General features: G+C 57.1%; 24 protein-coding genes. 10 read left to right on the forward strand and 14 right to left on the reverse strand.

Annotation, left to right across the window (positions count from 1 at the left end):
• The first annotated feature begins 74 nt into the window (after window positions 1–74).
• Entirely contained in the window at window positions 75–1,730 is a 1,656-nt protein-coding gene (gene mqo / locus PGS10_RS00625) for a malate dehydrogenase (quinone) (RefSeq protein WP_316422215.1), read from the forward strand.
• A 157-nt stretch (window positions 1,731–1,887) separates the two neighbouring features.
• A complete protein-coding gene (locus PGS10_RS00630) occupies window positions 1,888–2,814 on the forward strand; it encodes a LysR family transcriptional regulator (RefSeq protein WP_063105627.1) in 927 nt (308 codons plus the stop codon).
• Here PGS10_RS00630 and mdcH read toward each other — a convergent pair.
• The 9 genes from mdcH to PGS10_RS00675 all read right to left on the reverse strand — a co-directional run bounded on the left by mdcH (window position 2,804) and on the right by PGS10_RS00675 (window position 11,123).
• A complete protein-coding gene (mdcH, locus tag PGS10_RS00635; protein WP_042892381.1) occupies window positions 2,804–3,706 on the reverse strand; it encodes a malonate decarboxylase subunit epsilon in 903 nt (300 codons plus the stop codon). The genes PGS10_RS00630 and mdcH overlap by 11 nt on opposite strands.
• Entirely contained in the window at window positions 3,706–4,323 is a 618-nt protein-coding gene (locus tag PGS10_RS00640; protein WP_316422216.1) for a malonate decarboxylase holo-ACP synthase, read from the reverse strand. The genes mdcH and PGS10_RS00640 overlap by 1 nt, the downstream gene beginning before the upstream one ends.
• A 3-nt stretch (window positions 4,324–4,326) precedes the next feature.
• The gene (locus PGS10_RS00645; protein ID WP_316422217.1) at window positions 4,327–5,286 is read right to left on the reverse strand and encodes an AEC family transporter; all 960 of its coding nucleotides are present in this window, start codon (window positions 5,284–5,286) and stop codon (window positions 4,327–4,329) included.
• Window positions 5,287–5,422: 136 nt separating this feature from the next.
• Window positions 5,423–6,223, reverse strand: a complete 801-nt coding sequence (gene mdcE, locus PGS10_RS00650) for a biotin-independent malonate decarboxylase subunit gamma (protein WP_316422218.1) — start codon at window positions 6,221–6,223, stop codon at window positions 5,423–5,425.
• Window positions 6,223–7,056, reverse strand: coding sequence for a biotin-independent malonate decarboxylase subunit beta (locus tag PGS10_RS00655; protein WP_049060958.1), 834 nt, complete (start codon window positions 7,054–7,056; stop codon window positions 6,223–6,225). Before PGS10_RS00655 ends, mdcE begins: the two co-directional genes overlap by 1 nt.
• Window positions 7,049–7,348 (reverse strand): malonate decarboxylase acyl carrier protein, encoded by a 300-nt coding sequence (gene mdcC / locus PGS10_RS00660; RefSeq protein WP_008805033.1) that lies wholly within the window; start codon window positions 7,346–7,348, stop codon window positions 7,049–7,051. Before mdcC ends, PGS10_RS00655 begins: the two co-directional genes overlap by 8 nt.
• 17 nt (window positions 7,349–7,365) lie before the next feature.
• The gene (locus PGS10_RS00665; RefSeq protein ID WP_316422220.1) at window positions 7,366–8,208 is read right to left on the reverse strand and encodes a triphosphoribosyl-dephospho-CoA synthase; all 843 of its coding nucleotides are present in this window, start codon (window positions 8,206–8,208) and stop codon (window positions 7,366–7,368) included.
• Window positions 8,208–9,863 (reverse strand): malonate decarboxylase subunit alpha, encoded by a 1,656-nt coding sequence (mdcA, locus tag PGS10_RS00670; RefSeq protein WP_316422222.1) that lies wholly within the window; start codon window positions 9,861–9,863, stop codon window positions 8,208–8,210. Before mdcA ends, PGS10_RS00665 begins: the two co-directional genes overlap by 1 nt.
• A 225-nt stretch (window positions 9,864–10,088) precedes the next feature.
• Window positions 10,089–11,123 carry an AI-2E family transporter gene (locus PGS10_RS00675; RefSeq protein ID WP_015366785.1) on the reverse strand — a complete coding sequence of 345 codons (1,035 nt, stop codon included), beginning with the start codon at window positions 11,121–11,123 and terminating at the stop codon, window positions 10,089–10,091.
• Between the two features lie 448 nt (window positions 11,124–11,571).
• On the opposite strand from PGS10_RS00675, the gene mdtJ reads away from it, so the two are divergent.
• From mdtJ to PGS10_RS00690, 3 genes are all read left to right on the forward strand, one after another.
• Window positions 11,572–11,934 (forward strand): multidrug/spermidine efflux SMR transporter subunit MdtJ, encoded by a 363-nt coding sequence (gene mdtJ / locus PGS10_RS00680; protein WP_021463805.1) that lies wholly within the window; start codon window positions 11,572–11,574, stop codon window positions 11,932–11,934.
• Window positions 11,921–12,250 (forward strand): multidrug/spermidine efflux SMR transporter subunit MdtI, encoded by a 330-nt coding sequence (gene mdtI, locus PGS10_RS00685; protein ID WP_045392324.1) that lies wholly within the window; start codon window positions 11,921–11,923, stop codon window positions 12,248–12,250. The genes mdtJ and mdtI overlap by 14 nt, the downstream gene beginning before the upstream one ends.
• Window positions 12,251–12,351: 101 nt before the next feature.
• The gene (locus tag PGS10_RS00690) at window positions 12,352–14,508 is read left to right on the forward strand and encodes a putative bifunctional diguanylate cyclase/phosphodiesterase (RefSeq protein WP_213797278.1); all 2,157 of its coding nucleotides are present in this window, start codon (window positions 12,352–12,354) and stop codon (window positions 14,506–14,508) included.
• Here the strand turns inward: PGS10_RS00690 and PGS10_RS00695 are convergent, their stop codons facing one another.
• A complete protein-coding gene (locus tag PGS10_RS00695) occupies window positions 14,509–15,321 on the reverse strand; it encodes a trypsin-like serine peptidase (protein ID WP_047042911.1) in 813 nt (270 codons plus the stop codon). It abuts the gene before it with no gap.
• Window positions 15,322–15,975: 654 nt separating this feature from the next.
• Here PGS10_RS00695 and PGS10_RS00700 point away from each other — a divergent pair.
• On the forward strand, window positions 15,976–16,233 hold the full coding sequence (locus PGS10_RS00700) for a hypothetical protein (RefSeq protein ID WP_052667954.1): 258 nt from the start codon (window positions 15,976–15,978) through the stop codon (window positions 16,231–16,233).
• A gap of 158 nt (window positions 16,234–16,391) precedes the next feature.
• On the opposite strand, the gene asr is transcribed toward PGS10_RS00700, so the two are convergent.
• Window positions 16,392–16,811, reverse strand: a complete 420-nt coding sequence (gene asr / locus PGS10_RS00705; RefSeq protein WP_045392316.1) for an acid resistance repetitive basic protein Asr — start codon at window positions 16,809–16,811, stop codon at window positions 16,392–16,394.
• 171 nt (window positions 16,812–16,982) lie between these two features.
• Window positions 16,983–18,470: a carboxypeptidase M32 gene (locus tag PGS10_RS00710; RefSeq protein ID WP_316422224.1), complete on the reverse strand. Its 1,488-nt coding sequence runs from the start codon at window positions 18,468–18,470 to the stop codon at window positions 16,983–16,985.
• 194 nt (window positions 18,471–18,664) lie between these two features.
• Between PGS10_RS00710 and PGS10_RS25075 the strand changes: the two genes are divergently transcribed.
• Complete coding sequence (locus PGS10_RS25075) at window positions 18,665–18,757, forward strand: KPN_01571 family protein (RefSeq protein WP_020078946.1); 93 nt, start codon at window positions 18,665–18,667, stop codon at window positions 18,755–18,757.
• Window positions 18,758–18,792: 35 nt separating this feature from the next.
• Here the strand turns inward: PGS10_RS25075 and PGS10_RS00715 are convergent, their stop codons facing one another.
• Window positions 18,793–20,043, reverse strand: a complete 1,251-nt coding sequence (locus PGS10_RS00715; protein WP_316422225.1) for an MFS transporter — start codon at window positions 20,041–20,043, stop codon at window positions 18,793–18,795.
• A gap of 131 nt (window positions 20,044–20,174) precedes the next feature.
• On the opposite strand from PGS10_RS00715, the gene PGS10_RS00720 reads away from it, so the two are divergent.
• The 3 genes from PGS10_RS00720 (at window position 20,175) to bioD (ending at window position 23,245) form a co-directional block, all read left to right on the forward strand.
• Complete coding sequence (locus PGS10_RS00720; RefSeq protein ID WP_316422226.1) at window positions 20,175–21,077, forward strand: LysR family transcriptional regulator; 903 nt, start codon at window positions 20,175–20,177, stop codon at window positions 21,075–21,077.
• Window positions 21,078–21,201: 124 nt separating this feature from the next.
• A complete protein-coding gene (gene mlc, locus PGS10_RS00725) occupies window positions 21,202–22,422 on the forward strand; it encodes a sugar metabolism global transcriptional regulator Mlc (protein ID WP_045392308.1) in 1,221 nt (406 codons plus the stop codon).
• A gap of 127 nt (window positions 22,423–22,549) precedes the next feature.
• Window positions 22,550–23,245 carry a dethiobiotin synthase gene (gene bioD, locus PGS10_RS00730; protein WP_045392306.1) on the forward strand — a complete coding sequence of 232 codons (696 nt, stop codon included), beginning with the start codon at window positions 22,550–22,552 and terminating at the stop codon, window positions 23,243–23,245.
• Here the strand turns inward: bioD and clcB are convergent.
• On the reverse strand, window positions 23,198–24,493 hold the full coding sequence (gene clcB, locus PGS10_RS00735) for a voltage-gated ClC-type chloride channel ClcB (protein ID WP_047042925.1): 1,296 nt from the start codon (window positions 24,491–24,493) through the stop codon (window positions 23,198–23,200). The genes bioD and clcB overlap by 48 nt on opposite strands.
• Window positions 24,494–24,528 lie beyond the last annotated feature (35 nt).

Here is a 24,528-nt window from a genome sequence, read left to right on the forward strand (position 1 = left end):
GATATTTTAAAATAAAGTAAAAGTGCGTTAATATGACGGCTCTTATTACACTTTTGCTACGCGATATTTCTATTATGCCTGCAATTAAAAAAACGATTATATCTATGACCGCATTAGCGATGTTCGTCAGTACGGCGACCTACGCGAATGGCGATACCTCGAAAAAAACTGATTTTCTGCTGATCGGCGGCGGCATCATGAGCGCTTCGCTGGGCACCTGGCTGCAGGAACTGCAGCCGGAGTGGAAACAGGTGATGGTGGAGAAACTCGACGGCGTCGCGCTGGAGTCCTCTAACGGCTGGAATAACGCCGGTACCGGTCACTCGGCAAATATGGAACTGAACTACACGCCGCAGCGTGCAGACGGTTCTATTGATGTCAGCAAAGCGCTGGATATCAATGAACAGTTTATGATTTCGCGCCAGTTCTGGTCGGCGCAGGTCAAACGCGGTATTTTGCACGACCCGCACTCGTTTATTAATTCCACGCCGCATATGAGTTTCGTGTGGGGCGATAATGTGGATTATCTGCAAAAGCGTTATAACGCGCTGCAGCAGACTACCTTATTCCAGGGAATGAAATTCTCCACCGATCACGCGCAAATTAAACAGTGGGCGCCGTTGGTCATGGAAGGACGCGATCCGCAGCAAAAAGTGGCCGCCACCTGGACGCCGGTCGGTACCGACGTGAACTACGGTGAAATCACCCGTCAGCTGATCGGCAGCCTGAAAAAGAGCAGCAATTTCTCGCTGCAGACCTCTTCTGAAGTCACCGATTTCAAACGCAATGCCGACAACTCCTGGCACGTGACGATTAAGAACGTGAAGAGCGGTGAAGAGCAGGCTATTGACGCCAAATATGTCTTCATCGGCGCCGGCGGCGGCGCGCTGAAGTTGCTGCAGAAAACCGGCATTCCGGAAGCGGACAACTATGCGGGCTTCCCGGTAGGCGGCTCGTTCCTGATGACCGAAAACCCGGAGCTGACTAAACTGCACCAGCAGAAAGTCTATGGTCAGGCCTCGGTTGGCGCGCCGCCGATGTCGGTACCGCACCTGGATGCTCGTTACCTTGATGGTAAGCGCGTGGTGCTGTTCGGACCATTCGCCACCTTCTCCACCAAGTTCCTGAAAAACGGTTCGTTCTTCGATCTGCTGAGCACCACCACCACCAGCAACGTACTGCCGATGACCCACGTTGGCCTCGACAACTTCGATCTGGTGAAGTATCTGATTAGCCAGGTTATGCTCAGCGATGATGACCGCTTTGCGGCGCTGAAAGAGTACTACCCGAACGCGCGCAAAGAAGACTGGAAACTGATTCAGGCCGGTCAGCGCGTGCAGATCATCAAAAAAGACGCGGAGAAGGGCGGCGTACTGAAACTCGGTACCGAAGTGGTGGTCGATCAGCAGAAAACGATTTCTGCGCTGCTCGGCGCATCGCCAGGTGCTTCCACCGCCGCGCCGATCACCCTCAACGTTCTCAAGCAGATGTTCCCGCAGCAGTTTAACTCGCCGGAATGGCAGAGCCGCATTCGCGCCATCGTGCCGAGCTACGGCGAGAAGTTAAACGGTAACGTGGCCCTGACCCAGCAGGTTTGGGATGACACCGCCGCGGCGCTGCAGTTGACTAAGCCTCCGGTCATTCAGATGCCAGAGCCCGCGCCGACCGCGACCGCCAAACCGGCAGAGACGCCGCGCGAAGCCTCGCCGCAGCACGATATGGCGCTGTAACGACGCATCCAGGCAGTGAATAAAAGGGAAGACCATGGTCTTCCCTTTTTTGCGTTATTTACCGGCTGACGCCGCGCGCTGCCTGCAACTTTGGCCTCATAAAAGATATACTGGTTTGAATTGAAACAGAAAATTAAACCAGGAGTGTGGAAGGGCTATGAAAGACGATATCAACCAGGAGATCACCTTCCGCAAGCTGTCGGTCTTTATGATGTTTATGGCGAAGGGCAATATCGCCAGAACCGCCGAAGCCATGAAGCTCAGCAGCGTTAGCGTTCACCGCGCGCTGCATACGCTCGAAGAGGGGGTCGGCTGCCCGCTGTTTGTCCACAAAGGGCGCAACCTGCTGCCGCTGCAGGCGGCGTGGACGCTGCTCGAATACTGCCAGGATGTGATGAGTCTGATGAGCCGCGGGCTTGAGGCGACGCGCAAAGTCGCCGGCGTTGGTCAGGGGCGGTTGCGCATCGGTACTCTCTATTCGCTGACGCTGGAAACCGTTCCGCGCATCATTATGGGGATGAAGCTGCGTCGCCCGGAGCTTGAACTGGATCTGACGATGGGCTCCAACCAGATGCTGCTGGATATGCTGGAAGACGATGCCCTTGACGCTATTTTAATCGCGACCAATGAAGGCGAATACAATAATTCGGCCTTCGACGTGGTGCCGCTGTTTGAAGATGATATCTTCCTCGCCGCGCCGGCGACGGAACAGCTGGATACCACTCAGCTTGCCGATCTGCGCGATTACGCCGATCGCAAGTTTGTCTCGCTGGCGGAAGGGTTTGCGACTTATGCCGGGTTTCAGGAGGCTTTTCAGGTAGCCGGTTTTGAGCCGGAAATTGTGACCAGGGTGAATGATATCTTTTCGATGATAAGCCTGGTGCAGGCGGGCGTCGGCTTCGCGCTGCTGCCGGGGCGCATGAAGAAAGTCTATGAAAACGATGTGCAGCTGTTAAAGCTGGCGGAACCCTATCAGATGCGCCAGCTGATCTCTATCGTCTATTCACACCATCGCGAGCGCGATGCCGACCTGCTGGCGCTGGCGGCGGAAGGGCGCATGTACGCCCGCAGCATTAATCGCTAAGCCGCTTTGCAAGATGGCGGGCGACGTCTACGCCGCTGCGCTCCAGTGCAATGGTCTCGCCGCGCCAGCCTGCCTGGCGGGTCAGGCAGGTGAGCACGCCGCCGGGCGGCATCTCGATTGCCAGTCTCGCGTCGCGTTCATCGGCGGCGATCATCGCCTCCTGCCAATGTACGGTGCGCGCCATGTTCATCGCCAGATCGTCGGCGATCCGCTGCGGATCCCACAGCACGCGCGCCGTCGAGCCGCTTAAATAGGCGCGCTGAGGGCGCGTTAAGGTGACCTCGGCGAAGGCTTTTGCCAGGGCGACGGCCGGTTTAGCCAACAGCGCGCAGTGCGACGGCACGCTGACCGCCAGCCGTTGGGCTTTACTGGCGCCAGCCTGCAGCGCCAGCTGCGCCACCTCGGCCATGGCGTCATCACGCCCGGCGATCACGATCTGCGTTTCGGCGTTCAGGTTGGCGAGATACACCTCGTGGCCCTGCATCAGCGCCTCAATCCGCGGGCGGGTCAGCCCCATAATCGCCGTCAGCCCGTAACCTTCGGGATAAGCCTGCTCCATTAAATCGCCGCGCAGCGCCACCAGCCGCAGCGCGCTGGCGAAATCGAGCGCGCCGGCAATCACCGCTGCCGGAAACGCGCCGATGGACAGACCGCTGACCATCTGCGGATCCACGCCCTGACGCTGTAGCTCGCGCGCCCAGGCCACCCCGGCGATCAGCAGACAAAGCTGGACCGCACGGGTATGCTTTAGCGCATCGGCGCTATCGAGAGTATCGACTTCATCCCCCAGCACGGCGCGCGCCTGGGAGAGGATAGCCTCGCGATCGGGGATTGCCGCCAGCATCGCGGGGCGCTGACCGCCCTGACCGGGAAACGTAAATAAAATCTTCATCATTCCTCCCTGTGCCACGGCGTCGCGGTTAAGCGCGCGCCGCGGGATGTTTTCAGCAGCGCGCGGCCATCGCGCAGCCACTCATTAAGGGCGAAGGCGCCGTAGGGGGTTTCTACCTGGGTATCGGCGCGGCACGGTAGTTGGGCCACCCGGGCCTGCCATTCCAGCAAGGCCTCGCGGTCCAGCGGCTGCGGCGCGCGGATCAGCAGATCCAGATCGCTTGCCGCATGCAGCACCGGGATTTCGGTTGCCAGCGCGTAGCCGGTACTGCCGGTGACGCCCCAGCCCCAGGGCCAGCGGTGTAAGGTGAGGGCGATAGCCGCCTGGACCGGCGGCTGCGAGACAAACGGCGAGCAGAGTAATGCTTCGCGCTCGACAAGCATCTCCGGGGTGACGCTGCGCACGATATTGTGCGCCTGTACCCAGCCGGCGGCGCGCTGCTCGCGCTTCATGCCCCGCACTCCAACCGGGATGCGGGCCTGGTCGTCAACGTCGCGCCTCACCACCACCGGCAGCGCGGCTCGCCACTGCTGAGCCACCCACGGCTCGGCAATAGCTTCCAGGGCGCTGGCGAGGTTTAACCAAACTAAATCGTGGGGACGCGGCGTTGATGACATGGTTTACAGTCCTGAAGTCAAAGAGATAAACAGCGGTAGCGACAGGATACACAGAACCGAGCTTAACAGCAGCACGGCTTCAGCATCCGGAGACTGCACGCCGAAGCGGTTGCCGAAGACCACGCCGAAGAAGCCGGCGGCCAGCGCAATCATCAGGATCGCGGTAATGGCGATAGAGCCGTGCAGACCAAGTAACATCACCAGACTCCAGGCAATAAACGGCTGCACCAGCAGTTTCACGATGGTTGAGGTAGCGATCAGCGCATTGAGCTGCAGTTTACGTGCCGACAGGATCACCCCGGTGAGGAACAGCGCGGCGGCGGTGGCGGCCAGGCCCAGCGGTTTGATCGACGCCAGCAGCAGGTCCGGCATTTTAATGCCGATAGCAGAAAGCACCACCCCAAGCAGCGGCCCCCAGACGATCGGTTTTTTCACCGAACGCCACATCAGCACCGGCAGCATCGCCAGCGTAGAACCGCTGTTTTCACCCGCGGCGCGGGCTTTTTCACGCTCCAGAATCAGCAGGCAGAACGGGGTCATCAGCACCGAGCCGCAGGCGATAGAAACCGCCACCGACAGCGAGGTTGAAGCGCCTTCACCCAGCACGCTGCCGAGGATCGGCAGACCCAGCGCGGCATAGTTTGGCAGGGCGACGGTGAGGGTCAGCACCGCGGCATCCTGCGGCGTGCGTTTGAACACGCTGGTGGCGAGGAAGTAGATTGCGGCATAGGTGATCCACATCGCGCCGGTCAGCACCAGCACCAGCGGCGACTGGGCGACGATACCGGCCCACGGCGTTTGTACCGTCGCGCTAAACAGCGTGGCGGGTAAGGCAAAATCCATTACAAAAATATTAAGCAGCGAGACGTTTTTGTTATCTACCATCCCGGCCTTTCCGGCCCAGAAACCCAGCAGCATAATGACGAAAATGGGCGCGAGAGCATGAATAATCACATAAGTCATAAATCACCTGTAAATAAAATAGAGTACTGGCGCGATTGTTATTTTTTCTAAAAGCCGTCCCTTCCCGGAGCGTTTATTCCGCGCTCCGGGAGACTGCTTCCGGCAGGTTTTCTTCTACTACTTACGTACGAACGTCTTACCAGCTGGCGCGCATGCGATCGCGAACCAGTTGTGAGCTGCGGCGGTTTTCCGCGCCCAGGCGGCACTTCAGTGAGGTATCGGTGCGCGCGTCAGCGATGGCGTCGCGCAGGGTACGGCTGACCAGCGACAGATCGCCTTCGTCTGGCGCATCCGGATGGTTGATATCGAGCAGGGCGGAGAGCAGGCCGAGCGTAGCGTAGTTGCTGACGTCGTAGGCCATCGGCGGGATCGTCGCCGCCAGTTTCTCCAGCGCTTCTACGGTACGCAGCGTAATGCGCGCTGCCGATTCTTTACCCATCGCGTGAACCAGCACGCCGCTATCGTTAAAGGCTACCAGGCGGTTGGCCTGATAGCCGTGGGCCAGAAACGCCCCGGACATCGCTTTTCCGACAATCAGGCCAATCACCGGGTGGCCGGCAAGACGGGCTTTGGCGTAGGCGCCTGCCGCCCCGGCCAGGGCCTGGTGGATGCCAAAGGCTTCTTCGCGGCGGCCATAGGCCTGGCTCGGGACATCAATTACCGCGACGATCGGCCGTTTGACAGGCCGATCGGCGTCGGCGGCGATGGTTTCGTTGACCACTTTCGCCAGCGTCCAGCCTTCCAGCAGGCCGACTTCGCCGCCGGCGGCGCGCGGGTAGTGGTTGTTGGCGTCAGGTACCACGGCGATAAAGCGGACGTTTTCGCCATCAATCTGGCCATCTGCAACCTGAACAGAGGCGCATAACCCGCTCATCAGCGGCGCGTTGGGCGCCAGTTTGTTCAGCCATAGCGCGGCGCGGTTTGGGAACTGACTCATTATTTATCCTCCCGGGCAAAAAGCTGTTTAATCTGCGCGGTATCCGCCTGCTGGCGGGTATCGAATTGGCTCAAGCGACGCAGATAATCGTCATAGTTGTCGCTGCGGTGTTGTGCCGGTACACCTTTGGCGATCGCCTCATTCATTGCGGTTTTAACGGCGTTAACGCCATCGTTAACTAGCGCGTCGACCAAGCCGCTGGCGGCGCGAATTTCGCCGCCGGTCATGCTCCAGATAAACGGACGGTTACGGGAGTCGTACTCTTCAATTCCGGCTTCCTGCTCGATAACCTGCGGGCCGTTGAGGCCGAGACGGGCTTCACGGGTGACGATAAGGTAGCTGCACAGCGCCGCGGCGATGGACATGCCGCCGAAGCAGCCGACGGTACCGGTAATAATGCCGACCACCGGGGTGTAGCGGCGCAGGTCGACAATCGCGGCATGAATATCGGCGATGGCGGCCAGACCGAGGTTGGCCTCCTGCAGACGTACGCCGCCGGTTTCGAGGCACAGTACCGCCTGCGTCGGGATACCGTTGCGGTTATCTTCCGCCGCCAGCTCCAGCGCGGCGGCCATTTTGGCGCCGGAGACTTCGCCCATGCTGCCGCCCTGGAAGGTGCCTTCGATGGCAATTACCACCGCAGGTTGGCCGTTGATCGTGCCTTTGGCGACCACCATACCGTCGTCGGACTGCGGGACGATGCCCTGCGCGCCGAGCCACGGCGACATAATGGCTTCAAACGGATCCAGCAGTTCGCGGTAGCTGCCGTCGTCCAGCAGGGCGTGGGCGCGTTCGCGAGCGCGCAGTTCGATAAAGCTGCGATCGTTACGCATGAGCGGCCTCCTCAAATACTTGTTCAATACGAATACGGGCGACGCCCGGCGTGGCGCCGAAGTCGTGGATAATCAACTGCCCGGCGGGCAGACCGTTGATCAGGTTCAACCTGTCGAACAGCGCCTGCCAGCGTGCCTGGCTGTTATCCACTGAGGTGGTGATCTGTACGTTGAGCGTGGCGCCCTGTGCGGCGGTATAAAGCACTTCCATATCGCCTGAACCTACGACCCCTGCCAATGCTTTGCCGCTGAGGGCGCGGTTGGCAGGAAATGACAATGTAATCTGTTCCATAACATCCTCTGAATGCGTTAGCCGGAAACCCGGTCGAGAAACAGGGTGGCGGCAAGGAGATCGGCCGCGCCACCCGGCGAGGCGTTTTGCGCCAGCATCTGCGCATCGAGGCGCGCCAGCGCGGCGCGACCGGCGACGCTGGCGCAACCGCCCGCCGCCAGAACCTCACGGGCGCCTTGCTGCATGGCGTGTAGGCCGTTCATGCCGGCCCGCGACAGCACGCAGGTATCGCTCAGCGAGGTCATGATGGCCATCAGCGCGTCGAGGCGCGCCTGCGGCTCGCTGGCGCCTCGCGCCCGGCTTTGCTGTAGTTGCGGCAGCGCCAGGGCGGTAACATGCGGAAATCCGCGCTGCGCTTCCTCGCGTGCCCCCGGCACCTGCCAGCGACGGCTGGCGCGCAGCCCTTTACTAAAGGTTTTCGGCGCGAAGCCGTCAGGCAGGCGGGCGAGGGAGGCTGCAGCGGCGGCGATCGCCTGTGATTGACCCTCTCCACCCAACATCGCCACCGCGCTGACCAGCAGGCCCAGCGCCCAGATAGCGCCGCGGTGGGTGTTAACTCCACCCGTCGCCATCATCATCTGCGCTTCACCTTCGCGACCGAGGCGGCCGACGGTTTCGCGCAGGGCGATATCCGCCGGACGCTGCCAGCTTTGCTGCGCCAGTGCGTGAAAGGTTGGCTGCAGGCTGCGGGCGGAACGTTCCATCAGGTCCAGATTGAGATCCTGATGCGCGCCGTTGCCGCGACTATCGACCAGACCCGGTTTCGGGCTCAGACGGGCTTCGTCAATCAGACACGCGCTGGCGGTATGCGCCAGCCAGCTGACGCGGCTTTCTACGTGTAGGGGGGAGAGTTTTTTCATTACCAGCTCCGGAATTTTGCCGGTGGGTTATACAGTCCGTCGGACCATTCCACCAGCTCGGCGACGCTGCCGGCGGCCAGTAGTGAGCGGGTGGCATCGCTGCGGCGAATGCCGATATCTTCCGGGTACACCACTTTGCCGCTCTGGCGCAGCGCGGCGACGCGTTTGGCGTCCACGCCGAGGCCAATATCGGTGATCCCGGCCACCGCGGCGACCATCGCCCGGCGCTCTTCAAGGCTTTCCGCCCGGTACAGGTAAGCGATACCCTCTTCGGTCAGCACGTGGGTCACGTCATCGCCGTAAATCATCACCGGCGCCAGCGGCATGCCGGAAGTTTTGGCGACCTCGACCGCATCGAGCGTTTCAACGAAGGTCGGTTTCACGCCGGCCTGGAAGGTTTCGACCATCTGCACCACCAGTTTTTTACCGCGCTGCATCGGGTCTGGTTCAGTGATCATATTGAGCCAGGCCGGGGTGGCGTGGCGGCGACCGTGCGGGTCGTGGCCCATGTTCGGCGCACCGCCGAAGCCGGAAAGGCGGCCGCGGGTGACGGTGGAGGAGTTGGCCAGACCATCAACCTGCAGGGTCGAACCGATAAACATATCTACCGCGTACTGACCTGCCAGCTGGCAGAAGGCGCGGTTAGAACGCATCGACCCGTCCGGGCCGGTAAAGAAGATATCCGGGCGGGCGCGGATGTACTCTTCCATCCCCAGTTCGCCGCCGAAGCAGTGCACGCTCTCCACCCAGCCGCTCTCGATGGCCGGGATTAAGGTAGGGTGCGGGTTCAGCGTCCAGTGTTTACAGATTTTGCCTTTCAGGCCGAGCTGTTCGCCGTAGGTGGGCAGTAGCAACTCGATGGCGGCGGTATTAAAGCCGATACCGTGGTTAAGCGACTGCACCTGATGCTCCGCGTAGATGCCTTTAATCGCCATCATCGCCATCAGAATGTGTTCTTGCTTAATCAGACGCGGGTCGCGGGTGAACAGCGGTTCAATAAAGAACGGTTTGTCGGCGACCACCACGTAATCGATCCACGAGCCGGGGATATCGACGCGCGGCAGATCGCATTCGTCGTCCACCAGTTCGTTGACCTGGGCTATCACAATGCCGTCGTGGAAGGCGGCGGCTTCAACCAGCGCCGGGGTATCTTCGGTACTCGGTCCGGTATACAGGTTGCCTTTACGGTCAGCTTTATAGCCGGCGATCAGCGCGACGTTTGGCGACAGATCGACATACAGGCGGGAGTAGAGTTCGATATAGGTGTGGATGGCGCCGATTTCGAGCAGACCATCTTCCAGCAGTTGCGAGATGCGCAGGCTTTGCGTGCCGGAGAAAGAGAAATCCAGTTTACGGGCAATGCCTTTTTCAAACAGGTCCAGATGCTCGCTGCGCCCGACGCTTGGCATAATCATATGCAGGTCGTGGATTTTCTGCGGATTGACCTCGGCGAGCATGCGGGAGAGGAAATCAGCCTGCTTCTGGTTATTACCTTCCAGTACTACCCGGTCGCCAGGGGCGAGCAGATTTTCCAGTACGCTGACCAGTTGGTCAGTGGGTATGACTTTGCCGGCAATCTTCGTGTCGGCCAGCCGCCGCTGTTTTTCCGTCCGGCGACGGTTCCAGACCCGTCCCGTCGTTTGTTCAGCATTCATTGTTAACCTCCTGATTCGACAAATCGTTTCGTTTGTCCTGGTGGAAGTTAGTGTGCGATGCGCAGCGCTGCGCATCAATTAAGCACGCCGGCTAATCGTTAGCTTTAGAGTAATGATTGGATGTGCCCATTTGTGATGGGGATCAATAATAAAAAAGGAGTAACGGTCTAAGCGGAAAAGATGAAAGGAGGGGAAGGCTGGCGGATAGGCCAGCCAGATTACCGGTTATTCTTTACTTAAGTCGCTGAGTAAGAAAGCAATACTCTGCCCGCCGTTGGTCTGCTCAAGGGCGATTTTCACAATGATGGTCAACGGCACCGACAGCAGCATGCCGACCGGGCCAAGCAACCAACCCCAGAATATTAACGACAGAAATACCACCAGCGTGGAGAGCCCCAGTCCGCGGCCCATAATGCGCGGTTCGAGAATATTGCCGAACACCAGGTTGATAATAAGGTAACCGGCAGTGACGATCAGCGCCTCATACAGGCCGCCAAATACCATTACCTGCAAAATCGGCGGGATGGCTGCCAATACCGAACCGATATTGGGAATGTAGTTCAGCGCAAAAGCCAGCAACCCCCACATAAAGGCGAAGCGGACGTCCAACAGCGCCAGCATACCCCAGACCACCAGTCCGGTGACCAGGCTTATCGCGGTTTTCAGCACCAGATAGTGGGACACGCTATCAATCGCCCGCTGAATGGCGCCCATCCCCTCAACCGGCCGCGACATCAGCTGCTGGAGCTTGGCGGGCAGTTGCGGCACTTCCAACAGCATAAATACTACGGTGAGCAGCAACAGAAAAATGGACGACATCGCATTCGACAACTGGGTCAACAGGCTGGTAACCAGCGTCATCACCGCGTTGGGATCGATATACTTATTCAGCTCAATGGCGGAGACGGTAAAACCAAAGCGCTGTAGCCATGGCGTGACCGTTTTTAGCGGTTCGGCCAGCGACGTGCGGTATTGTGGCAGAGTGCGCGCCAGTTCGTTAAGCGAGGTGCCAAGCGACGCCAGCAGTACCACCGCCAGCAGGACGATAGCGCCCACCAGTAGCGAAATCGCCAGCACCCGGGGCACCCGACAGCGCACCATCAGCTGGACCAGCGGATTGATCACCACCGCAAGGAACAGCGCTAAGATAAAGGGGACGATAATGTCGGCGGCAAAACGGATGCCCGTAAGGATGATAACCAACATGCCCAGCATGATGACGATCTTGAGTCCATTAAGGGTGATGATGGGTTTGGCCATTGGGTTCCTTACGGTAAAGATGAAAACGTCCTTGATCATAGCGACTTTGCTATACACGTTTATGATGGAGATCAGTTTGAGAAAATACTAATTGAAATCGCGCCTTAGACGTAAAGAATTGCAAAGACTTTGAGTTAATATTAACACTATGGTACAAATTTACTTGTGTTTAACTACCGAGGACAATTTTTTTCCGCAATGACGAGAAGCAACACCGCGGATAATTGTAATTTTATGAACAATCAGTTCAGCTTTTATTTTTCGACTCATCACGCATTACCTTTCATCCTTTCCCGATTTGCTGGCGAACAGCACTGGCGCTCCGCGCTATAGTCCCATTCTCTCTGCCTGAGCTGGCGCACCGCGCACGGCTAAAACTACGTCAGAATTTTTTCGGTTTACCTTCGTAAGCCGTCATGGATTGTATTCTCAAGCAGGAGAAGGGATTATGTTTTATTGGATTTTATTAGCCTTAGCTATCGTTGCTGAAATAACCGGCACGCTGTCTATGAAATGGGCAAGCGTCAGCGGCGGTCATACGGGCTATATTTTAATGCTGGCAATGATTGCGCTTTCATATATTTTCCTGGCCTTCGCCGTTAAAAAGATTGCTCTCGGTGTGGCGTATGCGCTATGGGAAGGTATCGGTATTCTGTTGATTACCGTATTTAGCGTGCTGCTGTTCGATGAAAGCCTGTCTATCGTAAAACTGGCCGGGCTGGCAACGCTGGTCGCGGGTATTGTGCTGATTAAGTCCGGCACAAAGAAAGCGGTGAAACAGCGTGAGGAGACAGCTCATGCAACAGTTTGAGTGGATTCACGGCGCCTGGCTGGCGCTGGCTATCGTACTGGAAATTACCGCGAACGTATTTCTGAAATTTTCCGACGGTTTTCGTCGTAAAATCTACGGTATCCTGTCGCTGGCGGCGGTGTTAGGGGCTTTTAGCGCTCTTTCGCAGGCGGTAAAAGGTATCGATCTTTCCGTCGCTTATGCGTTGTGGGGAGGGTTTGGGATCGCGGCGACTATCGCCGCCGGTTGGATCCTCTTTGGACAACGCCTTAACCATAAAGGCTGGGTTGGCGTCGTGCTGCTGGTAGCCGGCATGGTATTGATAAAACTGGCTTGATATGATGCCGCCTGCGTAAGCTGGCGGCAAATTCTGTCCTCTGTATTACGCTTAAAAAGCAGATTCGGCCTGGTTTCGGTAGGCCGCTATGAGGACAGCGCATGATCCCTTTGCCAGGCTGGCGGAATATTCCCTCTGCCAAAATTCTTTCTGTACTGGTCTTTTTCGCCGGCCTGGGGCTGGTGGTCTCCGTTATTTCTCTTTTCTATTTGTCACAACACCTGGTCAGTATAAAAACCAATGAAATTGATAAGCACCGTTCGATGCTCTCGGTGCAAGGGGCCGTACAGACATCGGTCAATCGGGTGTTGTCTTTGGTATTGGATAATTCGATTTGGGATGATGCGGTTAAACAAACCTATACGCCCCATCTTGACCCACACTGGCTGTATGATTCGTGGGGGGCGGGTTTTAAGATTAATAATCTCTACGACGGGACCTTTATCCTGGATGAAAACTATCGGATCCTGTGGGGCGCTTTTCGCAGCGAGCCATTTACCGAACCCGATATTGGTTTTTTTGGCAGCGGGCTGCAAGCCCTTATCGAGCAACACGCGAACGCGCTGAGACGTGGTGAAAATGCCTTTGCTGGTATTACCCGCACCCGGGAGGGTATCGCGTTTGTGGGTATCGGCTTGATTCGCCCGACGATCGGCCGCTTACCGGTTTATGACAAGACCCGTCGCTATCTGGTTATTACCCGCCACATTAATCCGACCATGCTGGAAAACCTGGGGAATACTTTCCAGATTAATCGCCTGCATACGACGCAGCTCGCCGGCGAATACAGCGTACCATTGCGCACAGAAGGTGGGGAAACGCTGGCATATCTGAGCTGGCAACCGCGTCTTCCTGGCGCGGAGGCGGCGCGAGCCGCGTCAAACAGCATCAGGCTCATCGCCATTCTGGCGGCGAGTTTGATTCTGCTATTTATTCTGCTCAGTAGCCTGGGGTTATACAAACTGGCGCGCGGCGAACAGCAGGCGCGAAAAAATGCGTTAATCGATTGGCTGAGCCGTTTGCCGAACCGTCGGGCGCTGATTGAACGCTTAAATGCGATGGGCGAATGCGGCAAGAATGAAATGCAGAGCGTGGTATTTATCGATCTCGATGGCTTCAAAGACGTTAATGACAACTATGGCCATGATGTTGGCGACGCGCTAATCGCACGCATTGCCCGCGAATTACGCGACCGTGTTCCGGCGGGGGCGATGCTGGCGCGGATGGGCGGTGATGAATTCGCCATGACCGTCAGCGGTGAACAAGCGGTTAATCAGGCTTCCGCGTTTGCCTGGGCGGTGCTTGAGTTATTAAAAGCCCCTATTGAACTCAGCGAGCGCAAAATATACATCAGCGCCAGTATCGGTATTGCCAGCGGCGTACCGGCATTATGCTCCAGTACCGAGTTATTCCGCCGCGCCGACATGGCTATGTATCACGCGAAGAAGAGCGGTAAGGGGAGAGCGGCCTGGTACGATGATACCCTCAACGAAACGCGTCAGCACCAGTTGCACATTGAAAATGGTATCCGGGAAGGGCTGGAAAGGGGCGAATTTGACGTCTGGTATCAGCCGATCGTCAACGCCGAAACGCTGGCGATGGAAGGAGTTGAAGCGTTACTACGCTGGCCGCGGCGGCCTGAAGGCCCACTTGCGCCAGATGCTTTTATTTCTATCGCTGAAAGCAGTGGTTTGATCTACGCGCTAGGTCAATTTGCCTTATCGCAAGCCTGTTACGACTTACAACCGATGGGGGATTTGTTGCTTTCCGTCAATATTTCACCGGCGCAATTCCGTGACCCGGAATTCGAAACGCGGGTGGTCCAAACCCTGGGACGCTGTCAGTTTCCTGCTCGCCGCCTGCAGCTTGAAGTGACCGAAAGCTATGTACTGGAAAACCCGGAGCGCGCCCGCGTGGCTATCGAGAACCTGAAAGCGTTGGGTATCGCCGTCGCGCTGGATGATTTCGGCATTGGCTATTCCAGTATTGGTTATCTACGCAGCTGTCGTTTTGATAGCCTCAAGATTGATAAGTCGTTAGCCGGGGTGGTGGATGTCGACCCACAGGCGGCAGAACTGGTGCGCGGCACGGTACGTATCGCTAATGCGCTGGGGATCACCGTGGTTGCAGAAGGGGTAGAAACTCAGCAGCAGCTGGCGCTGCTGCGGCGGGCGGGATGCGATCGACTGCAGGGATTTTATTTCAGCCAACCGATGCCTATCGACTCATTGCTTCAACTGCGCCAGCAGCAGGGATAATTACTCTTTGGCCAGCGCTTCCAGCTTGTCGAGAAAACCGGTCACGGCAATGGCCCGGTTATCGGCGCGATAGCGATCTTTCGGCCCCGGCGCCGAGCTTTGCACCGCAATGACCTGCCAGCCGTTATCCGTTTTCAACAGCAGTGGAGAACCGCTGTCGCCCGGTAGCGTATCGCATTGATGCGATAACACCGACGTTTGCGCCCATCCCGTCACCAGACAATCCTGGTGGCTATAGAGGCTATCCAGATGATCTTCCGGGTAGCCGGATTGCGTCACTTTGCGGTCCGTGGCTTTTAGCGCCGCGGTCAGCGCTTCTTTATCACCACTAAAAACAGGAACAGGCGTAATACCGCCTGGCGCGTAGCGCAGGACGATCAGGCCAAAGTCCCAGGGGGCTGCGGAAGAGGGGACAATCCAGCCATCGCCGTCAGCTTTAAGCCGTTTGCCTAGCGATGGGTCGGTACGGCCGTCAATCCCGTGAATTTCATAGACCCAGTTGCCTTTACGCGAGATAAAACGCAACGCGACGGCCTTGTCCGGCTTGCCTTTCGGCGGCTGCAGCAAACAGTGACCGGCGGTGAGGGCCAGATGCGGAGAAATCAGCGTTGCGGTACACAGATTACCGCTGGCGGTTTCTAATTGACCGATGGCATCCCAGGGGGAACTGGCCGGATCGCTGACCGCTTTACGATCGTCATGGCCGAAAAAAAGCGTTTTGATATCTTTCGCGCTCATGCCGTCATCATCGGCGTGAGCAAACAGGGGAAATACACAAAACGAACACAGTAATAACAGTACGTCTCTACGCATATCACTCTCTGGGGAGATAATTATGTCTATTGAAAGTAGCAGGAGATTTAAGTTTATGAAAGTTAAGAATAATTTTTATTAAGCCAAACGGCAGATAAAACGACTCCTGAAGACATTTCATCTCTGCGAGAACCATGGTAATTCAGAGGGTTAACGCATAATCTCTGCTGTCGTCATTTCCGCAGAAAGCGGCGGGCAACGCAACATAATTCGTGTATCGGAACGTACGTAAAGCGCGGGAAAAATAATCACTTTGCCTTGCAGGACATTCGTAAAGCGCAATTTTTAGCGGGCGTTTTAGTTGCCTGAAGTACGCAAAAGTTCATCGTCATTGGCGTTTTTTTACCATCTTCTCAATTATTTTCACTACGAAACATTTTCTCACTGTAAACATTGTTTTCGCCGGTTCCCATTGAGTGAAATGTGAGGTTGACCCGGCCATCATAAGCACAAGGTCATTTCCCGCAGTGGGAGGGTGTATGTCTAAACAAGGTATTCGCGCGTTAGTTTATGTTTCGTTAGTTTCAATTTTTATGTGGGGAGCGATGGGTTATCTCGTGATTGAGGCGGTACATGCCCTGTAACGAGCCGCCAGCGCCGCTGAGGTGGCGTTGGCTATAATATCTGCCAGTGAATGCAGAACTGGCGGACATGATGACTATCGATGAGACGCAATTACGGGCGGTGATTACAGGAGCGAAAACCGAAGTGTCGGCCGCTGAATTGGCGGTGGAGTTGCTGGCGGCGCGGCAAAAAATTAGCGAGCTGGAACGTCAACTGGCGACGCCGATTCGCTTGCCTTTCTCCAGCGCGAGCCCGGTATGTGAAATTGAAGCGGGATATGCTGCAGGAGTCAGCGATTGCCGTCAGGCTATTCGTGAAGCCGGTTTTCCCATTGAGGGGGAAGATTAGCGGCGCCTAATAGAGGAAAAAGCGGGTTGCCACCAGCGCGCAGATTATCAGCAGTATCAGGATGAGCTCAAAACGATAACGTCGCAGCATAGCGCTCTCCAGAAAAAAACGGCGCTGAAACAGCGCCGATTTATACAAGACCAGACTAACCGGAAAGATTATGCAGCCGGCTGAGCAGCAGGTTTAGCTGCGGTGTGTTTAGTGGTTTTGTGGTGTTTTTTGGCAGCCTGAGCTTTCTGCGCTACTGGTTTAGCGGCAGTTTTGTGGTGCTTTTTGGCAGCCTGAGCTTTCTGCGCAGCCGGTTTAGTGGCGGCTTTGTGGTGTTTTTTCGCTGCCTGAGCTTTTTGCTCTACAGCAGGTTTTGCCGCGGCTTTTTTGTGTTTCTTAGCAGCCTGGGCTTTCTGTTCTGCAGCTGGTTTGGCGGCAGCTTTGTGATGTTTTTTATGGTGAGTGGTCTTGGCAGTGGTGCTGTGAGTTGCAGCAGCAGGTGCCTGAGTGGTGCTTACTGCATCAGCAGCGAAAGCAGCGGAAGACAGACCCATAGCAGCGGCAACGACCAGAGCTAATACTTTTTTCATTCTGATATCCTCGAAAAGGTTTCTTCATTTCAACCCCACTGCGGGGCCGTTGAAGTAACTATATGCTTGTCTTTTCGAGCTTTCCGTGAGTGTTTGGTATCGGCGTGTAACCGTTTGTACAATACGAGCAAGGCGGGGGTAAAGCGCCGGAGCAGGCCCCGGCGCGCAGGCTTAGAGATAACGGGCGGTAAGGTGCTGGCGGAAATACTCGCTGTTGAGATCTTCACCGGTGGCATTCTTAATCAGCTGCGAAGTGGTAAAGCGGCTGCCGTGTTGCCAGATATTTTGCCGCAACCAGTCGAACAGGGCGTTAAAATCGCCGCCGGCGATATCCTGTGCGAGATTCGGTAGCGCGCGTCTGGCGGCCGCCATCAGCTGTGCGGCGTACATCGCCCCCAGCGTATAAGAAGGGAAATAGCCGAAACCGCCATCGGTCCAGTGAATATCCTGCATACAGCCGTCACGATAGTTGCCGAGGGTCGAAATACCCAGCCAGCTCTGCATTTTCTCATCCCACAGGGCCGGAATATCGTCTACTTCAATATCGCCGTCGATCAGCGCCCGCTCGATTTCATAGCGCAGAATGACGTGCGCCGGGTAGCTGACTTCGTCGGCATCGACGCGAATGAAGCCCGGCTTCACGCGCTGGTTCCAGGCGATAAAGTTTTCCGCGCTGAACGCCGGCTGGTCGCCAAAGCGCTGACGCACGGCGGGCAGCAGGCGGTTGAGGAAGGCTTCGCTGCGGCCAAGCTGCATTTCGAAGAACAGACTCTGAGATTCGTGAATCGCCGTTGAGCGAGCCAGCCCAACCGGCTGATCGACCCAGTTACGCGGGAGGTTCTGTTCATAGCGAGCGTGGCCGGTTTCGTGGATCACGCCAAATAGCGCGCTGAGCAGATCGTTTTCGTTATAGCGGGTGGTGATCCGGACGTCCTCTGGCACGCCGCCGCAGAAGGGGTGTGCGCTAATATCCAGACGCCCGCCGTCAAAATCAAAGCCTAAAACCCGCATCGCTTCCAGGCCCAGCTCACGCTGATCGGCGATGGCGAAGGGCCCCTGTGGCTCGAGCAGCGTCTTCTGCGCTTGCTTATCGACGACGTTTGCCAGCAGCGACGGCAGCCAGGATTTCAGATCGGCGAATAGCACGTCAAGACGCGCGCTGGTCATGTCGGGTTCAAAAATATCCAGTAGGGCGTCGTAGCGGGAACACCCTTTCGCTTCGGCTCGGATTTGCGCCTCTTCGCGACTGAGCTTAACGACTTCGCACAGGTTTTCGGCAAATCCCTGCCAGTCGTTAGCCGGACGCTGGCTGCGCCACGCGTGTTCGCAGCGGCTGCCGGCCAGTGATTTCGCCTCCACCAGGCTCTCCGGCAGTAGCGCCGCCTGCTGGTACTGCCGGGTCATTTCGCGCAGGTTAGCTTGCTCCAGATCGTTAAGATCTTCCTGCTGGGCGTGCCGCAGCCATTCGCCAACCTTCTTATCGGTCAAAATTTGGTGCTGCAGTACCCCGAGCTCCGCCAGCGCTTCGCCGCGCGCGCGGCTGCCGCCGGGCGGCATCATGGCGAACATATCCCAGCCGGCGATGGCGGCAAGGTGCGAGAAGCGGGAGAGCCGTTGGAAAGTGCGGGTGAGCTGCTGATAGTTGTTGTTTTCAGTCATAGTCTCTGCTGGCCTGTGGCGAGTGAAATAAATCTGTTGTCAGTGGGTACACTAGCGCGTCGGGGGGATTTGGTCGAGTCGTGGGCACGACATTTTGCGTGCGGCGAAAAATGCGCATGTGATGACTATAACGGACGGCGCGCCACGCCAGCGGCTACACTGATAACAGGCGCTGGCTGTCAGCGGAGGCGAGTATGAATCCGTTCACGTGGGTGTTTTTCGCACTGCTCTCTATGGATGCTCTCAGAGAACTGTTGGGGTTGCCGTCGGTGCTCGGGCTATGGTGAGCGGACGTGACCCGTAAGGTCACGTCGTTTAACGATTATTTCAGGCGGTTGTGCAAACAGGCGCCGGTCAGCAGCGCGGCCATTAACAGGAGCGCGATAAAGCCGCCGACGCCGTTCCAGCCGTAATGATGCCAGAAGACCCCGCCCAGCGTCCCCGCAATACTTGAACCCAGATAGTAGCTGAACAGATATAGCGAAGAAGCCTGGCCGCGCGCGCGACGCGCCCGTGGGCCGATCCAACTGCTGGCGACCGAGTGCGCGGCAAAAAAGCCGGCGGAGAACAGCAACATGCCGATGAAAATTAGCCACAGGGGCGAGAATAGCGTCATCAGCAGGCCAAACAGCATCACCGCAATAAAGAACAGCATCACCGGTCCACGGCCATAGCGCACCGTCAACGCGCCGGCTTTTGGCGAACTCCAGGTCCCGGTCAGGTAGGCGACCGACAGCAGACCGACCACCGCCTGGTTCAGCGACCACGGCGACATCATCAAGCGGTAGCCAATATAGTTAAACAGGGTCACAAATGCGCCCATCAGCAGGAAACCTTCGAGGAACAATAGCGGCAGGCCGCGATCGCGCCAGTGCAGATGGAAGTTAATCAGCAGCGTTTTCGGTTTCAACGAAATAGGGCGGAAGTGGCGCGACTCGGGAAGAATACGCCAGAACATGATTGCCGCCGCGAGGGCGAAGGCGCTTATCACCGCCAGCGCCACGCGCCAGCCGAAGAAATCGGTAAAGACCCCGGTGAGCAGGCGGCCGCTCATGCCACCTATCGAGTTACCGCTGATATAAAGCCCCATTGAAAACGCCACCACGCTTGGGTGGATCTCCTCGCTGAGATAAGTCATCCCAACGGCGGCTACGCCGCTTAACGAAAGACCAATCAGCGAGCGCATGATCAGAATCCCGTGCCAACTGGTCATCATTGTTGATAAGAGGGAGCAGCACGCGGCCAGCAGTAACGCGGTGACCATCACCGGTTTACGGCCAATGGCATCCGACAGCGGGCCGGTAAACAGCAGGCCAATGGCAAGCATCGCGGTGGAAATCGATAACGAAATACTGCTGCTGGCGGGGCTTACGCCGAACTCGCCCGACAGCACCGGCAGAATGGGCTGCACGCAGTAAAGCAGGGCGAAGGTTGCCAGTCCGGCGGAAAACAGCGCCAGGGTGACGCGGATAAACGCCGGGGTACCGCGTTTAATAAATTGATTTGGCTGGTTTACCGCCTTATCACCGGCGCTGCTCGCCGGCGCGGTGCCGGCGGTTGTTGTGTTGCTCACGGAGAATTCCTTGCTTATATACAGCTGGATTACAAACAAACTGATGTGAGCATTCAGCTCACATTTTTAGGGTATAAAATTGTAAATATTCCGTCTAATATATTAATAATCTCAAATAAGATGTTTTAAATATGAATATCGAGCTGCGTCATTTGCGTTACTTCGTCGCCGTGGCGGAAGAGCTACATTTTGGCCGTGCGGCGGCGCGCCTCAACATCTCTCAGCCGCCGTTAAGCCAGCAGATTCAGATTCTCGAACAGCAAATTGGCGCGCGACTGTTTGCCCGTACTAACCGCAGCGTCAGCCTGACGGCGGCGGGGAAGCAATTTCTCGCCGATAGCCGACAAATTCTGACGCAAGTTGAAGATGCCGCCGCCCGTGCCGGGCGCCTGCATCACGGCGAAACCGGTGAACTGCGCATTGGTTTCACTTCATCGGCGCCATTTATCAAAGCGGTTTCCGATACGCTTTCCACTTTTCGCCGCCGCTTTCCCGATGTCCATATCCAGACTCGCGAAACCAACACCCGCGAACAGATAGTGCCGTTAACTGAAGGGGCGCTTGACCTTGGCCTGATGCGCAACACGCAGCTGCCGGATACGCTGTGCTGGGAAAAAGTGCTGCGCGAACCGCTACTGGCGATGGTGCCCAGCGATCATCCTCTGGCCCGTCAGCAGGCGGTCAGTCTGCTTGAGCTGGCGCGCGAGCCGTTTGTCTTTTTCGACCCGCACGTTGGTACCGGCCTGTACGACGATATTCTCGGACTGATGCGCCGCTACGGTACCGCGCCGGTTATCACCCAGGAGGTCGGCGAGGCCATGACCATCATCGGCCTGGTGGCTTCTGGTCTTGGGGTATCAATCCTACCGGCCTCGTTTAAGCGGGTGCAGCTGAATGAAATGCGCTGGCTGCCGATTACTGAACCCGATGCGGTGTCGGAAATGTGGCTGGTGTGGGCCAAACATCGCGAAAAGGGGCTGGCGGCGCAGCGTTTTCGCGATTATCTTCTCGCCGCCGCCGCGTTAGCAAAATGAGACAAAAAAGACCCAAAAACGTGCGGTAAATCACAAGGCTAAGTAAAAATTTGACGTGTACCATCGAAGTGCTTCACCATAGCCGAAAGTTTATTTCGAAGCGCGAAAATAAAGGGAGTCAACGGTGGTAGCGGACAGTCAACCAGGCCATATCGATCAAATAAAGCAGACCAACGCAGGAGCCGTGTATCGCCTGATTGATCAGCTTGGCCCGGTGTCGCGTATCGACCTTTCCCGATTTGCGCAACTGGCGCCGGCCAGCATTACCAAAATTGTTCGCGAGATGCTGGAAGCGCATCTGGTGCAGGAGACCGAAATCCAGGAGCCGGGGAGCCGCGGCCGCCCGGCGGTCGGGCTGATGGTTGAAACGGAAGCCTGGCATTATTTGTCGTTGCGCATCAGCCGGGGGGAGATTCATCTGGCGCTGCGCGATCTCAGCAGCAAACTGGTGGTGGAAGAACAACTGGAACTGCCGCTGCAGCATGCGCAACCGCTGCTGACGCGGATCATCGAGCATATCGACCAGTTTTTTATTCGCCATCAGCACAAGCTCGAGCGCCTTACCGCTATCGCCATCACCTTGCCAGGGATCATCGATACTGAAAACGGCATCATTCACCGGATGCCATTTTACGACGATGTGAAAGACATGCCGCTTGGCGAAACGCTGGCTAATCACACCGGGGTGTCGGTCTATATTCAGCACGATATCAGCGCCTGGACCATGGCCGAATCGTTGTTTGGCGCGTCACGCGGGGCGCGTGACGTCATCCAGGTGGTGATCGACCACAACGTCGGCGCTGGCGTCATCACCGATGGCCGCCTGCTGCATGCCGGTAGTAGTAGCCTGGTGGAGATCGGCCATACCCAGGTCGACCCTTATGGAAAACGCTGCTACTGCGGCAATCACGGCTGCCTGGAAACCATCGCCAGCATCGAAAGCGTGCTGGAACTGGCGCAGATGCGCATGGCAAAATCGATGAGCTCGATGCTGCATCAGCAGCAGTTGAGCGTTGAATGGTTATGCCAGGCGGCGCAGCAGGGTGATTTACTGGCGCGGGACATCATTACCGGTGTTGGTACGCACGTGGGGCGTATTCTGGCCATTATGGTTAACCTGTTTAATCCACAAAAAATCCTTATCGGTTCGCCGTTCAACCAGGCATCCGATATTTTGTTTCCGGCAATTTCTGACTGTATTCGGCAACAGGCGCTGCCAGCATATAGTCGTCATATTGCGGTTGAGAGTACCCAGTTCTCAAACCGCGGCACGATGGCTGGCGCGGCTCTGGTGAAAGACGCCCTCTATAACGGATCGCTCCTTATCCGACTGTTACAGGGTTAACATTTTTTCATAGTCGCACCAAAAATTGCGCTATCTCAATCTGGGCCCCGACGGCTTCGCGTAGACTTTTCCCACTGTTGATTATTTCTCTTATGTATCTTTCGTATAGACAACTTTGGGGTTAGTGATGTTTAAGCGTTTCTTTATAACAGGTACTGACACTGCTGTCGGGAAGACGGTAGTTTCCCGCGCGTTGCTGCAGGCACTTGCTGCCAGCGGTAAAAGCGTCGCCGGGTATAAGCCTGTGGCGAAGGGCAGCAAAGAGACGCCGGACGGACTGCGTAATAAAGACGCGCTGGTATTACAGAGCGTGTCGACGTTGTCGCTGCCGTATGATGCTGTCAATCCCATCGCGTTAAGCGAAGAAGAAAGCAGCGTGGCGCACAGCTGCCCGATCAACTACGGTTTACTCAGCGACGGGCTGCAGCAGCTCAGCGGCAGGGTCGATCATGTCGTAGTGGAAGGTACCGGCGGCTGGCGCAGCCTGATGAACGATTTACGCCCGCTCTCCGAGTGGGTGGTACAGGAACAACTGCCGGTAGTGCTGGTGGTGGGTATTCAGGAAGGGTGTATCAACCATGCCCTGTTGACCGCTCAGGCGGTGGCTAACGACGGTTTGCCATTAATCGGCTGGGTCGCCAACCGCATTAATCCTGGTCTTGCGCACTACGCTGAAATCATTGATGTACTGAGCAAAAAGCTACCCGCGCCGCTTATTGGCGAGCTGCCTTATCTGCCGCGCGCCGAACAACGTGAACTCAGCCAGTATGTTGACTTAGACGTTCTCGGCAGCGTCATGGCGATAGATCGAATCCCGGCGTAACGTTCGCGACAGTACCGAGGCCAGTACGCAGGCGATCAATAAACCGGGCAGCAGCACATACTGCCCGGTCATCTCACAAATCATCAGCGTTGACATAATCGGCGCATGCGTTGTCGCGGCGAGAAACGCCGCCATCCCGGTTAACCCAATCATAATCGCCATGTTCTGATCGTTATCTAACCACAGCCCGCTAAAACTGGCGAACAGCATGCCCAGCGCCAGCCCGACGAAAAGCGTCGGGGTAAAGACGCCGCCCGGGGCGCCGGAGCCGCTGCTGGCCAGAACCGCCAACAGCTTACAGACAAAGACGATGATAATGACGCTAAATAGCGGCGGCGACAGCAGGTAGCTTTGCACCACACTATAACCGTTGCCCCACACCGCTGGGGTAATGAGCGATAACATGCCGACGATCAGTCCACCCATCGCCAGCTGCCACGGCGGTGACAGTTTCAGCCTCACGAAGCCACGGTGGCTGTAGTTCATCAGCCAGATAAATAGCGGCCCACACAGCCCGGCCAGCAGGCCGGTCGCCAGCATTAAAACGTAATGCAGCGCGTTAAGGTTTTGCTGAAAGACGACGTGGTACAGCGGCGCGGCGCCGCCGTTGAGCAGATTCGTTAGTAACAGGGCGATTACCGCCGAAATGACTACCGGGCCGAGCGAGGCCAGCATCAGAGTGCCAAAGAGGATTTCGGCGATAAACAGGCTACCCGCCAGCGGCGCATGATAGGCGCTGGCCATCCCGGCGGCGGCGCCGCAGGCGACCCACAGCTTCCATTCAGCGCGCGGGGTAAAGCGGCGGGCGAACAGCGAGGCGGCCAGCGCGGCCAGCAGGATCATGGCTCCTTCGCGGCCAATGGCGCTGCCGGTCACAACCACCAGCAGCGACGCCAGAGATTTCACGAGGCTTGCCGGCGTATCGAAACAACCATCGCCGGTTTCCAGCGCTTCCATGTAATCGGTCGGGGCGTGCGGACGCGACACGCTGCGCCGTTGCCATAACCACAGCAATGTCCCCGCGGCCAGTCCGCCAAGCGCTGGCGTCAGCAGCCGACGCCACCACGGCAGCGACTGTGCGGCGTTCACCAGGCTACCGCTATCGTTACCGAGAAATAATGTTTCCAGCACGACCATCGAGTGGCGAAACAGCGCCACGGCCAGCGCCGCAAAGATGCCGACGAGCGTGGCGATGAGCAGGCGACGGAACATCACCTGCACATCAGGATAGTTATGAAGACGGTGCATTAGCGGGCGTGAAATTGGGAGTCATGGCGTTATTG

Origin of the sequence: Klebsiella sp. 141153 (assembly GCF_032601995.1) — a bacterium.
GTDB classification, from domain to species: Bacteria; Pseudomonadota; Gammaproteobacteria; order Enterobacterales; family Enterobacteriaceae; genus Klebsiella; species Klebsiella aerogenes.